General features: G+C 47.5%; 15 protein-coding genes. 8 read left to right on the plus strand and 7 right to left on the minus strand.

Annotated features, from left to right (window positions below):
* The first annotated feature begins 165 nt into the window (after nucleotides 1-165).
* Nucleotides 166-798, plus strand: coding sequence for a type IV pilin protein (locus tag ACQY2W_RS06795; protein WP_428050680.1), 633 nt, complete (start codon nucleotides 166-168; stop codon nucleotides 796-798).
* Nucleotide 799: 1 nt separating this feature from the next.
* Here ACQY2W_RS06795 and ACQY2W_RS06800 read toward each other — a convergent pair whose 3' ends face one another.
* Nucleotides 800-1,351 carry a nitroreductase family protein gene (locus ACQY2W_RS06800; RefSeq protein ID WP_428050682.1) on the minus strand — a complete coding sequence of 184 codons (552 nt, stop codon included), beginning with the start codon at nucleotides 1,349-1,351 and terminating at the stop codon, nucleotides 800-802.
* Nucleotides 1,352-1,407: 56 nt separating this feature from the next.
* Between ACQY2W_RS06800 and dapF the strand changes: the two genes are divergently transcribed.
* From dapF to ACQY2W_RS06820, 4 genes are all read left to right on the plus strand, one after another.
* Nucleotides 1,408-2,241, plus strand: coding sequence for a diaminopimelate epimerase (gene dapF / locus ACQY2W_RS06805; RefSeq protein ID WP_428050684.1), 834 nt, complete (start codon nucleotides 1,408-1,410; stop codon nucleotides 2,239-2,241).
* Complete coding sequence (locus ACQY2W_RS06810; protein ID WP_428050686.1) at nucleotides 2,238-3,467, plus strand: LL-diaminopimelate aminotransferase; 1,230 nt, start codon at nucleotides 2,238-2,240, stop codon at nucleotides 3,465-3,467. The genes dapF and ACQY2W_RS06810 overlap by 4 nt, the downstream gene beginning before the upstream one ends.
* A 12-nt stretch (nucleotides 3,468-3,479) precedes the next feature.
* Nucleotides 3,480-4,007 carry a type IV pilin protein gene (locus ACQY2W_RS06815; protein ID WP_428050688.1) on the plus strand — a complete coding sequence of 176 codons (528 nt, stop codon included), beginning with the start codon at nucleotides 3,480-3,482 and terminating at the stop codon, nucleotides 4,005-4,007.
* Between the two features lie 124 nt (nucleotides 4,008-4,131).
* The gene (locus tag ACQY2W_RS06820) at nucleotides 4,132-5,649 is read left to right on the plus strand and encodes a hypothetical protein (protein WP_428050690.1); all 1,518 of its coding nucleotides are present in this window, start codon (nucleotides 4,132-4,134) and stop codon (nucleotides 5,647-5,649) included.
* Between the two features lie 219 nt (nucleotides 5,650-5,868).
* On the opposite strand, the gene lptB is transcribed toward ACQY2W_RS06820, so the two are convergent.
* Genes lptB through kdsA form a run of 4 tightly spaced genes read right to left on the minus strand, consistent with a single transcriptional unit; the run spans nucleotide 5,869 to nucleotide 8,877 of the window.
* Complete coding sequence (gene lptB, locus ACQY2W_RS06825; protein WP_428050692.1) at nucleotides 5,869-6,588, minus strand: LPS export ABC transporter ATP-binding protein; 720 nt, start codon at nucleotides 6,586-6,588, stop codon at nucleotides 5,869-5,871.
* An 8-nt stretch (nucleotides 6,589-6,596) separates the two neighbouring features.
* On the minus strand, nucleotides 6,597-7,499 hold the full coding sequence (locus ACQY2W_RS06830; RefSeq protein WP_428050694.1) for an LptA/OstA family protein: 903 nt from the start codon (nucleotides 7,497-7,499) through the stop codon (nucleotides 6,597-6,599).
* Nucleotides 7,496-8,047 carry an LPS export ABC transporter periplasmic protein LptC gene (lptC, locus tag ACQY2W_RS06835; protein ID WP_428050696.1) on the minus strand — a complete coding sequence of 184 codons (552 nt, stop codon included), beginning with the start codon at nucleotides 8,045-8,047 and terminating at the stop codon, nucleotides 7,496-7,498. Before lptC ends, ACQY2W_RS06830 begins: the two co-directional genes overlap by 4 nt.
* A 2-nt stretch (nucleotides 8,048-8,049) precedes the next feature.
* Nucleotides 8,050-8,877, minus strand: coding sequence for a 3-deoxy-8-phosphooctulonate synthase (kdsA, locus tag ACQY2W_RS06840; protein WP_428050698.1), 828 nt, complete (start codon nucleotides 8,875-8,877; stop codon nucleotides 8,050-8,052).
* A 112-nt stretch (nucleotides 8,878-8,989) separates the two neighbouring features.
* Here kdsA and ACQY2W_RS06845 point away from each other — a divergent pair, with 112 nt between their 5' ends.
* Nucleotides 8,990-9,463 (plus strand): pilin, encoded by a 474-nt coding sequence (locus tag ACQY2W_RS06845; RefSeq protein ID WP_428050700.1) that lies wholly within the window; start codon nucleotides 8,990-8,992, stop codon nucleotides 9,461-9,463.
* Between the two features lie 76 nt (nucleotides 9,464-9,539).
* On the opposite strand, the gene dut is transcribed toward ACQY2W_RS06845, so the two are convergent.
* Nucleotides 9,540-9,968, minus strand: coding sequence for a dUTP diphosphatase (dut, locus tag ACQY2W_RS06850; RefSeq protein WP_428050702.1), 429 nt, complete (start codon nucleotides 9,966-9,968; stop codon nucleotides 9,540-9,542).
* 3 nt (nucleotides 9,969-9,971) lie between these two features.
* A complete protein-coding gene (locus ACQY2W_RS06855) occupies nucleotides 9,972-11,012 on the minus strand; it encodes a HEAT repeat domain-containing protein (RefSeq protein WP_428050704.1) in 1,041 nt (346 codons plus the stop codon).
* Between the two features lie 107 nt (nucleotides 11,013-11,119).
* Between ACQY2W_RS06855 and ACQY2W_RS06860 the strand changes: the two genes are divergently transcribed.
* Entirely contained in the window at nucleotides 11,120-12,091 is a 972-nt protein-coding gene (locus ACQY2W_RS06860) for an alpha/beta hydrolase-fold protein (protein WP_428050706.1), read from the plus strand.
* A gap of 359 nt (nucleotides 12,092-12,450) precedes the next feature.
* On the plus strand, nucleotides 12,451-12,981 hold the full coding sequence (locus ACQY2W_RS06865) for an OmpA family protein (protein ID WP_428050708.1): 531 nt from the start codon (nucleotides 12,451-12,453) through the stop codon (nucleotides 12,979-12,981).
* Nucleotides 12,982-13,305 lie beyond the last annotated feature (324 nt).

Below are 13,305 nucleotides of genomic sequence, written 5' to 3' on the forward strand. Positions count from 1 at the left end.
AGCGGGTAGCGAGTTTGTAAATTTTCCCGATTTGTCTGCTTTTTGTGGTGCCCCGGGGCGGCGGTCTTTTGTAGCTTTTCTGCCGTCAGAAAAGCGGAGAGGGGCTTGACATCGTTTTTTTTTTTGATTTAATTTTATTACATAAAGATTAAAGGAGGAGTATGTATGGAAAAGAAAAATAAAAAAAGTTTGTCATCCCGTGAGGCCGTTACACGGGATCTTCGTATTTTTGTTTCTGCCGGGACGGTTAATGAGCGAGAGAAAATCAGAAGATCCCGGATTACAAATTTCCGGGATGACAGACCTTTATGTTATAACAACAAAGCGTTTACACTCATAGAACTACTTGTCGTTGTCCTCATCATCGGCATACTCGCCGCGATCGCTGTGCCGCAATATCAAAAAGCGGTAGATAAAAGTCGGGCTACGAAATGTTTGGTTGGGTTGCGGGCATTGCGAAACGCACAGGAATCTTTTTATTTAACCAACGGACGGATTCCTACCGATTTTACAGAACTTGACATTGATTTCCCCGGGCAGTTGTCCAATGATCATACGCAGATGGTTGTTGATGATGTTTGGTTTACCCTTAGCGAATATGTGCTTTGCGGCGTAAGCGGAGGGCTAGGCGGAGCATTACATCTGTTGGCTTACTATCCGCCAAATACGGCCGATGCTTTGTATCGCGGTTCTTATTTTTGCCGCAGCACTTCGGACCGTGCCGAAAAAATATGCCAAGCATTGGGTGGAAAAAAGTTAGGTTCCCGGGGTTCGTATCAAGTATATTCGTTAGATTAAATTATTTGTACGCGTTATAACTTACTATTTCGTCAAACGGTTTGCGCGCGTGCGGTTTGCCTTGCAGTGCGTCCTCGGCGGGATAACCTACTGCAATTAAGTGTTCAATCTTTTTATTTGCGGGTAGGTTAAAAAACTTTCCGGCTTTATCCGAATTGACCCAACCGATCCAACACGTGCCTAAACCCAGGTCCCATGCGCGCAGTACAAAGTGTTCGCACGCGATACCGTGGTCTATCAAATAAAATTCCGTGCGGCGCAAAAAACCGCCCATGCGGCTAACAAAATTGCCTTTGTCCGATACCGCGGCCACAATCACGGGTGCATTTGCCACCCACTCACTCATTTTATATACGCCGCTAAAGGCCTCTTGGGCAAAATCGGCTTTTACTTTCGGGTCGTCAATGACAATAAATTCCCACGGTTGCGAGTTGCACGCCGACGGCGCAAGCCGCGCCGCTTCCAAACAGGCGTTAATTTTTTCCCGTTCTACGGGTTTGTTTGCATACTTGCGCACACTGCGCCGCGTTTTAATGACTTGTTCTAATTCCATACAACACCCCCTATAAAATATAAAAATAGGATAGCAAAATTTTATAAAATAAAAGCATGCATTTCACCAAATATAATGGATTAGGAAACGATTTTATTTTCTTAGACGGAGCCACGGCACTGTCGGTTAAACATCCGGCTTTGCTCGCCCAGCAATTATGCGACCGCCGCTTTGGTATCGGCGCAGACGGGCTTGTTTTGCTCTTGCCTTCGGCGCGGGCCGATGTGCGTATGCGCATCATCAATTCCGACGGTAGCGAAGCCGAAATGTGCGGCAACGCATCGCGTTGTGTGCCGATTCACTTATTTCGCCGCGGGCTTTGCACAAAAAAGGAAATTTCACTGGAAACTTTAGCGGGCATTATCCGCACGGAAATTATTGATGAGCCATGCGGGCTCGTGCGCGTAGATATGGGCTCACCGCGTTTGCACCGGGCGGAAATTCCCGTTGCCGGCGCGCCGGACGACCAAGCTATCGGAGTGCCGGTAGGCGTGGGAGGAAAAACGTTTTTCGGCACGGCGGTGTCTATGGGCAATCCGCACTTTGTAATTTTTACGGATGATGTGGAAAGTGTCGCGTTAGAACAAGTCGGCCCCGTGATTGAAAAACACTCGCTTTTCCCGCGCAAAACTAACGTAGAATTTGTGCAGGTGCTTAACAAATATACGTTGCGTATGCGCGTGTGGGAACGCGGGGCGGGTATCACGCGTGCGTGCGGAACGGGGGCGTGTGCCGCGGCCGTGGCCGGAGTGCTTAACAGTAAGACCGCCGGGAAAATTACCGTTAAATTAGACGGCGGAGATTTGCAAATTGAGTGGCCCGATAAACAACACGTTTTTATGACGGGGCTGGCGCAAGAAGTTTTTACCGGGGAGTACCGCGATTTATGACGGCTGTAAACGAACATTATTTAAAATTACAGGGCAGTTATCTATTTTCTACGATTGCCAAAAAAGTAGCTGCGTATAAAGCGGCACACCCGGACAAGTCCGTTATCAGCTTAGGTATCGGCGACGTGTCGCAACCGCTCGTGCCCGCCGTGGTGGAAGCGTTGCACCGGGCGTGCGACGAAATGGGCCGTGCGGAAACGTTCCGCGGTTACGGGCCGGAACAGGGATATGCGTTTTTGCGCGAAGCGATTTTAAAAGGCGATTACACGTCGCGCGGCATTGAATTAGCCGCTGATGAAATTTTTGTAAGCGACGGCGCCAAAAGCGATGTAGCAAACTTTCAAGAATTGTTTGCTCCGTCTGTAAAAGTGGCGTTGCAGAACCCGGTGTATCCCGTGTATTTAGACACCAACGTCATGGCCGGGCGCACGGGCGCGTATGAAAACGGACATTACGGCGGCATTATCTATTTACCGTGCACGGAAGAAAACCACTTTACGGCGAGCTTGCCTAAAGAACACGCCGATATCATTTATTTATGCTCGCCCAACAACCCCACCGGGGCGGCGATGACAAAACAAGAATTGCAAACGTGGGTGGACTACGCGCGCGAACATCACAGCGTGATTTTGTATGACTCTGCGTACGAAGCGTATATTACCGCGCCGGACGTGCCACATTCTATTTATGAAATTCCCGGCGCGCGTGAAGTGGCGGTGGAGTTCCGTTCGTTTTCCAAAACGGCGGGTTTTACGGGAACGCGCTGCGCGTATACCGTAGTGCCTAAAGATGTACAAGTTACATCGTCCGATGGGACGAAAGTCCGCTTAAATGCGCTGTGGTTGCGCCGTCAAACCACCAAATTTAACGGCGTGCCGTACATCGTCCAACGGGCGGCCGAGGCCGTCTATTCGCCGCAAGGGCGCGCGCAAACGCAAGAAGTCATCCGCGCCTATCAGCAAAATGCGCGCGTGATTTTATCGGCTCTCAAACAAGCCGGTATTACAGCGTATGGTGGGCAAAACGCACCGTATATTTGGCTTAAAACCCCAAAAGGGCTTGATTCTTGGTCATTTTTTGATAAACTATTAACAGAGGCGCAAGTCGTCGGTACGCCGGGCGTTGGATTTGGTGCGTGCGGGGAAGGTTTTTTCCGCTTGACCGCATTTAATACCCATGAGCTTACTAAGCAAGCCGCCGCACGCGTAGCCAAATTGCAATTTTAATAAGGAGAATATATGAATCAAAAAGGGTTTACTCTCATGGAGTTATTAGTAACGGTGATGATTTTAGGTATTTTAACCTCTATTGCCGTACCGCAGTATATGCGTTCGTTGGAGCGTGCGCGCGCGACGGAAGCAATGACCGGTCTAAAAGCGTTGAACGATGCGGTGTATGCGTATGCGGCCGGACGACCGGGTTTTGCCGGATGCCCGACTCAGTTTAAAAAATTATCCGTTACGATGCCCGGATCTGTAACCACCGTGGGAGGACACGAGGTATTGCGTTCCAAAGATTTTGAATATACACTTAATGCCGCCACGGGCGCACTTATTCCGGGTACAGATTGCCCCGGTGTAACAGCCAAACGGTTGGGAGTAGCGAAGTATGATTATGTTTTGTGGAATCCGTTTATAAAGGGAACGTCGGGCAAAGGGGCGTCTTTGGCGTGTTTTAGCCCGGATAATTTGGAAACCAGCCGGGCGGTGTGTGATTCGTTAGATTTATATACAGCCGGGGCGACGCCGTATGCGTCGGTTAACTAAACGTTTCAAAATATGTATTGATTTTTCGTCTTTTTTAGTTAAAATATAATAGTAAGAGCTTTTTTATGATAAGGAGTATTTTATGAAAAAATTATCGTTGTGTTTTCTTTGGGTGTTATTCGCAATGGTTTTGCCAGCCGAAGAAAACAAAATCAGTATGGTCACTTATTTCCCGGTGCCCTATGTGGCTTATAACCGCGTGCAGGCCGCCCAAGAAATGGATATCGGTTTAACGGAAAATGGAGGAAATTTATCGCTAGGGACAGCGTCTTCCAGCGTGCCGTTATCTGTGTCCGATACCACTAAAGTAACGGTCGGTAATTTAAATTTGGCATTTAATAGTGCTACGATAGAAACAGATCGTTATATCAATTTTACGGATACTGCTACTCCGCTTTCGTTAGGGGTAGCCAATTATCCCGATTCGGCCGATTTATTTTTTAAGAACTTACGTATCAAGGCGGTTTCTAACTCGGCCACGGGTACTGCCAACGGACGAGGAATTTCTTCTATCAATACCGATGAATTAGTCGTAAATGGGTTAACCTTGTTTGGCAAATCGTTCCCAAACTGTGCCAGCGTAAACCCCGATAGTAATGGCAATGGTCAAATCGCTTGGAAAACACTCACCCTTGGCCCTAGTGGTGATGGCGCTTCTGTTTATCTGACCTGTGGCGGAAGTCAAACATGCCCATTACTCAAACCGCTTGACAGACAGGCGTGCCAAGTGAACGAATGGGTTTCTAGCTTGAGCAATTCTAGATTGAGAAATTTATATGAGTCGGGGGTTGTTTCTTCCAGCTTGTGGGATTATTGTTTCCTTGGTGCGATTTGTAATTATAGTGCTATGCGGACCAACTTGCAAAACAAAGAAGGTACAGATTACCTTCTTTGCGGTAACCAAACGAAAAATTACGAATGTAATTTAGACGCCAATCCTCCCGCATGGCAGTCTGATTCTTCGTGGGATTATAGCGGATGTCAGACCCAACGGATACAAGAAAAAACAGTAGTTTCGTCTTGTTATGATTATTTTGCCGCTCATGCGAATAATATGTCCTCATTGAATGGCTGGACCGTGGAGGGAGACGTGTATCGCATCGTGAATTATACAAAGGATGCTAACGGTTTTTGCCAAGCCGGAGTCCCTGTTATTAGCACGGGCAGTTGTGTGGCTGCAAAATATGAATGGGGGAATGAAGAGTTAGTGAGTACGGGGACCCAGTATGTTAATCCTACCTCTTACTACGATCAAGTAGTTTGGTCTTTGCAACATCCCTCCTCATCGGGGATGTACATAAACGGTGGTCATTCTGCCTGTTGGCACATCAGAGAATGTAACGAAGGATATTCTGAGGCGTCTTGCAGTTCTAGCTCGGACGTTGGAACGACGCGGCAACATGTGAAGGGTGTTAGCACGGGGTCAAGCACCAAATGTCAAGTCTGGCGTCACAGATATTATACTGGACCAAACGGACAACAGATGGATAATCCGTGGCATGATAGTGCTGCTGATTTTAATGCAACTGTTTATTCGTGTAATACCTATCGTGAAACATGTAAAAAGAGATGTCGCGACGTGCGTATGTATGATGACGATCCGCAGGTATATTTCGTCAATAGCGAACGTGATTGCAACTAATGTAAAGTTTTATCTGCAAGGAAAACACCCCGGGGAAAATATCCCCGGGGTGTTTTTTTAATGTTAAGTCACAATAAGAATTGTCCGGTTTTGCGTCTTTGCCCGTACGGCGAGTACCCCCGGCAATGAGAACATTGCAGACTAACACGAAGACCCTTTTGTAGAAGATAACATCAAACGCAAATAGAGGTTTTAGGCCTCATGCCCGTGCGGCGAGCATTACATCTTAAAATCTTGGCCGAGGTATAAGCGGCGGGCATTGGTATCGTTTAACAGGGTATTTTGGTCGCCTTCTACCAAAATTTTACCGTCATAAATTAAATAAGCCCGTTCGGTCAGCGGCAGCGTTTCGCGTACGTTGTGGTCGGTAATTAAAACGCCGATGCCCTTGTCTTTGAGTTTAAAAATCATCTGGCGCAAATCAGCTACCGTAATCGGATCAATACCTACAAACGGCTCGTCAAGCAAAATAATTTTAGGGTTGCTGATCATACAGCGTGCAATTTCCATACGGCGTTTTTCGCCGCCGGAAAGCGTCCACGCTTTTTGTTTAGCCAGTTTAGTCAGTCCAAATTCATTTAATAACTCATCTACGCGCTGTTTTTGCAGTTTTTTATCGTCGGAAATGCGCTCTAATACGGCGAGTAGATTTTCTTCTACTGTTAGCCCCTTAAAAATAGTCGGCTCTTGGGCTAAGTACCCCAGGCCGTGGCGGGCGCGTTCGTACATGGGCAGAGAAGTAACGTCCATATCGTCAATAAACACGTTGCCGCTGGTAGGGCGGATGAAACCTACCATCATATAAAACGACGTGGTTTTTCCCGCGCCGTTAGGGCCCAACAGCCCGACAATCTCACCCGAGCGGACGTGTAAATCCACCCCTTTTACGACCATACGGTCTTTATAAACTTTGACAATTTTTTCGCTGCGTAGTTGCATAATGTTTCCTAAAATTTAGCATTCAGTTTCGTGTCGTTAATCTGTGGCGACACCAGCCAACCTTGCACTTTTCCGTCTAAATGTACGATGTTGCCTTGCGCGTCGCTTTGAAATTGGTCCGCAATCACGGCAAATGTGCCTTGCTCGCTAACGCCTTCTACCAACGGTCGCGCCCCGTATGCATACGAAACATCGTGTTGCCCGTCGTAAATAATCGTGTCGGCACTTAGTGTGCGTTGGCCGTCGGTTATTTTAGCATTACCCTCTAACAGCGCATACGTTTCCAATTGTTTAAACGTGGCCTTCTGCGCGGAAAGTTGTTGCGTGCCTTGCTCGGTAAGGCGTTGAATAAAAACGTCTTTTTCTAATATATAAATTTTTTGGCCGATGTCAAAACGGGCGGTTTTGGCGGTGGCGGTAATGACTTGGCCTTTCTCGTTACGGTAGACCAGTTTGACCGGAGTTTTGCTGCGGCTTACTAACGTGCCTTTTTGGGTGTGATAATTGTAGGATCCTTGGTCGCCGCGGGCTTCGTAAAAGGAGCCGTCCGGGTTATTTTGGCGCAAAAACACGTTGCCGCGGGCCGAAAACGTGCTCTTGGCCCGGTCGGATAAGGCATAATCGGATTTAAACACATACGCCCCGTTGTCGTAGGAAACGTGCCCGGAAAATTCTTCCTGTTGTTCGTCTTTGTAAATTGTCCAGTTATCACTTTGGATAATGCCGCCCAAAACGGGGGGAATATCTTTGGTGGATAACTTTTGCGGAGCGAGTGATTTTTTGGCTTGTTGTAACGCCGGTTTGGGATGCACGACGGGGGCCGCGGGCCCTTCTATTTTTACCGTGCGGCATGCTCCTGCCAAAAGCAAGCTGACGATACAACAAAATAACGGAAGTGTGTGTTTTTTCATCCTTGTTTTTTCAGCTCGCGTGCATCTTGCGGTACGCGGGTGGCATGTTGTTTAAGTACAATTTTTTTCAGTTTAGAATCGGTTTCTATCCCGCCGCGTGCAACAGCTTTGCCGCTGCCGCGGGTAATAGTAGTTTTTTTATCGGACCAAACTTTATCTTGGTTTACGTCGTAAAAAAAGCGTTCGGTGGTGATTTTGAGTTGTTCGGTAAGGGAGTTAATTTGTGCATTTCCTTCTACCGTAATAAGTTTGTTAGGATAATCAAACGTGCCTGTTTCGGCGGTAACAACGGCACTGTCTTTTCCGTTTTGCTTAAGTAATAAGTGCGGGTTTTTTAAGGTAGCGCGGGTAAGGTCTGCAAAGTCTACCGCTTCGGCGGTAAGAAGCCATTGTTTTTGATTGTCTTTGGACTCAAAAATAGATACCCGGTTGGCAATTTGTATACCGTCGTTGTCGTCCGGCGAGAAGGTTTCTTTCTTCCCGCAGGCACTTAACAAAATAAGCGCACTTAGCACAACCCCAAAGTATCGGTAGCGGATTTGTAGCATATTTACTTGAACTTTTTTACCACTGCATCAATTTGGCACAGTTCGCGCGCCATTTTGGCGGTTAATTTAAAATCTAATGAGTTGGGGCCGTCGGACAACGCTTGGTCCGGCGTGGGGTGTGCCTCAAAAAACACACCGGCAATGCCCAGCGCAACCGCCGCTTTGGCCAGAACAGGAGCCATTTGACGGTTTCCGCCCGTGCACGAGCCAAGCGCGCCCGGACGTTGCACCGAGTGGGTTGCGTCAAAAATGACCGGATATCCAAACCCTTTCATAATTTCCAACGAACGCATATCTACCACCAGATCGCCGTAACCAAAACTGGCTCCGCGTTCGGTCAGTAAAATTTTGTGGTTGCCGCGTGATTCAATTTTCTTAATTACTTGTTCCATCGCGCCGGGGGCTAAAAATTGGCCTTTTTTTACGTTGATGACGCGGCCCGTATCGGCGCAGGCCAACAGTAAATCGGTTTGGCGGCACAGGAAAGCGGGAATTTGCAAAATATCGGCTACTTGGGCGGCTTCGTCTGCTTGCCACGGTTCGTGCACATCTACCACCACGGGAAGTCCGGTAAGTTTTTTGGCTTTTTCCAAAATAGCCAGTCCTTTAGCCAGCCCCGGCCCGCGGTACGCATTTACCGAGGTGCGGTTGGCTTTATCAAACGAAGCTTTTAAAATAAAAGGATGTTTGGTTTTGGCTAAAATTTGTTTTAGTTTTTTAGCGGTATTTATGTAATGTGTTTCGCTTTCAATAACGCACGTACCCGCCATAAAAGCCAACGGACGGGTGTTGGAAACCAAAAAATTGCCGATCTGAATAGTTTTTTGCATATACCTAATGATAGCAAATTTTAGGCAGTTGCTACCTTGCACTACGCAAAAAAACTTGTTTTAAATGCCGTCTATTTTATACCATAGAAGAAACCGTAACTAAGGAGAGTTTATGCAAAAAGGTTTTACGTTAGTAGAGTTGTTAGTAGTCGTATTTATTGTTGGTATTTTAGCCAGTGTGGCCTTACCGCAGTACAGCCGTTCGGTAGAGCGGGCGCGTACGGCGGAGGCCTTATCTAATGGAAGAACTATGTTAGACAGTATGAACCGCGCCATTATGTTGCAACCTAACGCGTTGCCCAACACGAAAGGCGTGTTAGATGTGAAAATCGGCGGGGGCACATGGAATGCCGCCGGGAATGTTTATACGACAAAAGATTTTGAGTACGACATCAGCCACGGTACCTATTTATTGGTAACCCGGGTGGTTTCCACGGGTCCGTTATACCGGGTGTATATGTACACGCGTTTTAATCCGGCCAATGAAAACAGACGGGAGTGCCAATGGAGTACGGAATTGGGTCAGTTTGCCTGCAAATTATTTGGCGAACAAGGATATACCGTTTCGCAATATACAGGCAACTAATTTTTTGGGTCAAATAGAAACAACCCCGGAGTTAATTTCTCCGGGGTTGTTTTTTGTTGTAGGGAAATCTTTACTTTCAGTTGCTTCCCGTACTGCCGAAGCCGCCGCTGCCGCGGGTAGTGTCGGACAGTTCTGCGGCCTCTTCAAACGACGGATAAATCGTGGGCAAGACAACCAGTTGCGCCACTTTTTGCCCGGCTTCAAATACAAATTCCGTATCGTTTAAATTGTACATACATACAATCAGCTCGCCGCGATACGGCGCGTCCACTAAGCCCGCCATCGCTTTGATACCTTTACTTTCTACGGAGCTTTTGCCCCAAATAATGCCGGAGGTTTGTTCGGGCAGTTCCACACATACACCCGTGTGTACGTGGGTAACCGCATGCGGCGGCAAAACGGTGCGCGTGAGGGCAAATAAATCAGCCCCGGAATCGGTGGCGTGTGCGCGCAAGGGAAGTTTAGCGGCGGGGTTTAATTTTTTTACTTTAATAACAGGTTGCATACATTACTCCATTAACTTTTCAATTTGTAAAAGTGCGTTGGCGGCATATTTTTTTTCGGTATCGTCGCCTGATTTTTCTAACGCTTTTAACGGGGCGATAAGGCCCTTTAGCAAATGAATATCAAACACGCGGTCCGACGAGTAAACAAATGCATCGGGGTTGGACAGCACACTGGCCATATACGCCGCGGCACGCGAAGCATTGATGCGGGCGTTGGTGTTGGCGGAGGTTAGGTTTTTGCGTACAGCGTCTATGCCGTTGCCTGTCATAAACCCAAGGGCCAACGCGCATGTGTTGGCGTAGGGCGAGGTATAATTTTTGCGTAGCCCTTTTTCCACCGTATGTAATGTATCGGTGCGTTGGGCGGCAAGCCCGGTAGCGATAGCGGCTTGTACGGAGGGGGACGTTTCTTTTTTCGCCATTTTCAATAATTGTTTGGCGGAGTCTTGCGTGTGCAGAGACCCTAACCAAGTAGCGGCGGCGGCGCGGACTTGCTCGTCGTCAGAGGTGGACGCTTTTTGTAAAATTTTAAACGGATTTTTTGCTTTGGCGGTCTGCATGTTTAACGCGCGTTGTGCAAATGCCGGATCAAAAATATACAGGCGCACGATATCCTGTGTGTAGGCGGTATCTTGCGGTTTAATAAGTGCATACGCCGCAGCCGCATACGCGCGCAAAACGGGGTCTTTGCCGGTTAACGCATTTTCCAATGTGGGGGTTAATTCTTCGTGTACGGAGCCCATCGCCGTAATGATAACGGCGGCAAAAGTTTGTTTGAGCCCGTCTTGCGAGCGCATCAACACATTAAATAAGGCCGGCTCTTGTGCTTTAGCGGGCGGTGTTTTAACTAAACTGGCTCCGGCAGCAAAAACAACGTCCGGGTTTTTAGCGGTGCGGAACAACGTGAGCACCGTTTGGTTTTCTGCGGCGGAGCGATTATTCTTTTGCAAGAGCGGCAACACTTGTTGTAACGCGGTATCGGCGGCGTAAGCCGTTAACGAACAGACGAGAAAAGAAAAAACAACCACTAATTTTCGTATCATAAATATCCTCAATTTTTTCTTTTTATTATAACATTATTGTACGGAGTGCTTGTAAAAACTTCGCGTTTCTGCTGGTCGCGTGTCGTTGCAAATGGTACAATAACACTATGAAAAAATTATTTCTCTTGTTTACGTTGTTCTCGTGCGCGGCGGTGCTTTTCGCACAGGAAGATTCGCGTATTTTTATTCACCCGGGGCGCGAAACATTTGTGTATTTCCCGTCGTCCGCATTAGGTAGCACAAACACTGTTACGTTTTTCTTGCCCGAAGATTTCGTGCCGCTTTCCAAAAATTATCCGCTTGTAGTGATGTTGGGCGTGGTGCCCAAACAAGCCGAGCTTGTCGCGCAGTTTCAACGGGAAAATCCGGCCATCGTGGTGGGTATCAATTTTGAAGAAGAAGATTACACTAAACGTGCCGCGCAAATCAAACAGTTTTTAACAAAAGAATTACTGCCGTATGTGGATACGAATTATCTGACAAAAACCGGGCCGGAAAACCGCATTTTGGCCGTGCAAGGCGAAAGTGCCGCTAAAATTGCCTTAGACGTAGCGCAAACGCCCGATTTGTTTGGTGGGTTGGTGCTTATCAAGCCGGGCAACGTGTGGGAAAAACAACAAAAAATGCCGTCTGTTCGCATGCTGGTTGTCGGTTTGCAAGAAGAATTAGCATTGGCGCAACAGGCGTTGGAAACCGGCGGGAAATCGTACGGACCGGACTTTGCGTTACGCTACGCAGACGAAAATAAAGTGTGGTTTAGCGAAGTAGATACTTCTTATCTGTGGGCACCTGCGGATGAAGTACAAATTAAGTATGCCAAGGCAGACGTTTCTAACGATGTCATTTCGTTATCTTCCACGCAAGCGCAAGAAACCGCTTTGCGCGTGTGGGTAATCTTGCGTAACAACCTTGTTTTTCATTATGTGCCGACCTCGTTGCGTATCAGCCCGCCTGTTTTAAGTTGGCAGCCGGACAGGGGGGTGTTAAAAGTATTGTCCGGGGCCACTCCGGGTACGGTACGTGTGCGTAGTTTTGTGGATAACCCGGCATTTTCCGTAAAAATTAAGCTGAAAAAATAATAAAAACGCCCGATTTAAGCGTTTTTATGCAAAAAAAGAGCAACTTGTCAACAGTTTTTTTAAAATTTGTGGAAAAGAGGCCTGTTGGGGGGTGTCTAACGGATACCGTCGGAGAAAATGGGAATTTTCGTTATTTTTTGGCAGAAATGGAAAAGTTATCCACAGTAAAACGGAGTTATCCACAGCCCCCGGCCCAAAATGGCCCTTGTGCTACGAACAGGCCCGTTGCAAACCCCGTAAATGTAGAGTAAAACGGGGGTTATCCACAAGTTATCCACAGTATGTGGATAAATAGTACAATTAGATTTTTTTACGCAAGTTGGGTGTCTTTTGCTATAATGGGAACAGGAGGATAAATTATGAAATTGAAACCCTTTTTATGTGTTTTATGTGCCGCGGCCTTGGTAGCGTGTGCTTCGGGCCAGACGGAAGAGGACGATTTAACCCGTCCCAAAAAGACGGACCCGGCTATTGCCGACCAACAAGTGCGTAACGAGCATTTGTCCGCGCAGTCTGCCGCGCAAATGGGCAAAACCAAAAAATTGCCCTCTATCCATTACGATTTTGACTCTGTCCGCCCGCCGGAAGACGCCTACCCGATATTGGATAAAATTGTTACCGTGTTGAAAGATGACACTACTTTGCACTTGATCATTGAGGGGCATGCCGATATCGTGGGCTCGGACGAATATAACTACTGGATATCCGGCTCGCGGGCTGCGGCGATGAAGTCGTATATCGTCAGCCGCGGAATCAATGCGGAGCGTATCCGCATACACGCTTACGGCAAAGAACGCCCGATCACGTTGGATACTTCCAGCGAGGGACGCCGCGCTAACCGCCGCGTGGATTTTAAGCTAACCACGCGCAAGTGGCACTCTATTTATTAGTAGAAAAATAATTGTTGCCAAATACCACCCCGGGTACTCGCCCGGGGTGTTTTGTGTTGTTGTATAACTAAATCCCCGGCTATGCCGGGGGAAGATTTATTGCTGTTCTAAGGTCACGCTTGTCTGATCCATAATACTTGGTGTTTATCCGCCCCTTTAGCACCGTCTACAAAAAGCGCCAAATCGGAGAAGAAAATTTATATGTTTGAGCGGGTAGCGAGTTTATAAATTTTCCCGATTTGTCTGCTTTTTGTGGTGCCCCGGGGCGGCGGTCTTTTGTAGCTTTTCTGCCGTCAGAAAAGCGGAGGGGGCTTGACATCGTTT

Source organism: Candidatus Avelusimicrobium caledoniensis, assembly GCF_902756455.1.
Classification (GTDB): domain Bacteria; phylum Elusimicrobiota; class Elusimicrobia; order Elusimicrobiales; family Elusimicrobiaceae; genus Avelusimicrobium; species Avelusimicrobium caledoniense.

Bases quoted from the DNA above. Each gene is read 5' to 3' on its own strand.
- ACQY2W_RS06795 (WP_428050680.1), top strand. From the start codon at position 166: ATGGAAAAGAAAAATAAAAAAAGTTTGTCATCCCGTGAGGCCGTTACA.
- ACQY2W_RS06800 (WP_428050682.1), bottom strand. From the start codon at position 1,351: ATGGAATTAGAACAAGTCATTAAAACGCGGCGCAGTGTGCGCAAGTAT.
- dapF (WP_428050684.1), top strand. From the start codon at position 1,408: ATGCATTTCACCAAATATAATGGATTAGGAAACGATTTTATTTTCTTA.
- ACQY2W_RS06810 (WP_428050686.1), top strand. From the start codon at position 2,238: ATGACGGCTGTAAACGAACATTATTTAAAATTACAGGGCAGTTATCTA.
- ACQY2W_RS06815 (WP_428050688.1), top strand. From the start codon at position 3,480: ATGAATCAAAAAGGGTTTACTCTCATGGAGTTATTAGTAACGGTGATG.
- ACQY2W_RS06820 (WP_428050690.1), top strand. From the start codon at position 4,132: ATGGTTTTGCCAGCCGAAGAAAACAAAATCAGTATGGTCACTTATTTC.
- lptB (WP_428050692.1), bottom strand. From the start codon at position 6,588: ATGCAACTACGCAGCGAAAAAATTGTCAAAGTTTATAAAGACCGTATG.
- ACQY2W_RS06830 (WP_428050694.1), bottom strand. From the start codon at position 7,499: ATGAAAAAACACACACTTCCGTTATTTTGTTGTATCGTCAGCTTGCTT.
- lptC (WP_428050696.1), bottom strand. From the start codon at position 8,047: ATGCTACAAATCCGCTACCGATACTTTGGGGTTGTGCTAAGTGCGCTT.
- kdsA (WP_428050698.1), bottom strand. From the start codon at position 8,877: ATGCAAAAAACTATTCAGATCGGCAATTTTTTGGTTTCCAACACCCGT.
- ACQY2W_RS06845 (WP_428050700.1), top strand. From the start codon at position 8,990: ATGCAAAAAGGTTTTACGTTAGTAGAGTTGTTAGTAGTCGTATTTATT.
- dut (WP_428050702.1), bottom strand. From the start codon at position 9,968: ATGCAACCTGTTATTAAAGTAAAAAAATTAAACCCCGCCGCTAAACTT.
- ACQY2W_RS06855 (WP_428050704.1), bottom strand. From the start codon at position 11,012: ATGATACGAAAATTAGTGGTTGTTTTTTCTTTTCTCGTCTGTTCGTTA.
- ACQY2W_RS06860 (WP_428050706.1), top strand. From the start codon at position 11,120: ATGAAAAAATTATTTCTCTTGTTTACGTTGTTCTCGTGCGCGGCGGTG.
- ACQY2W_RS06865 (WP_428050708.1), top strand. From the start codon at position 12,451: ATGAAATTGAAACCCTTTTTATGTGTTTTATGTGCCGCGGCCTTGGTA.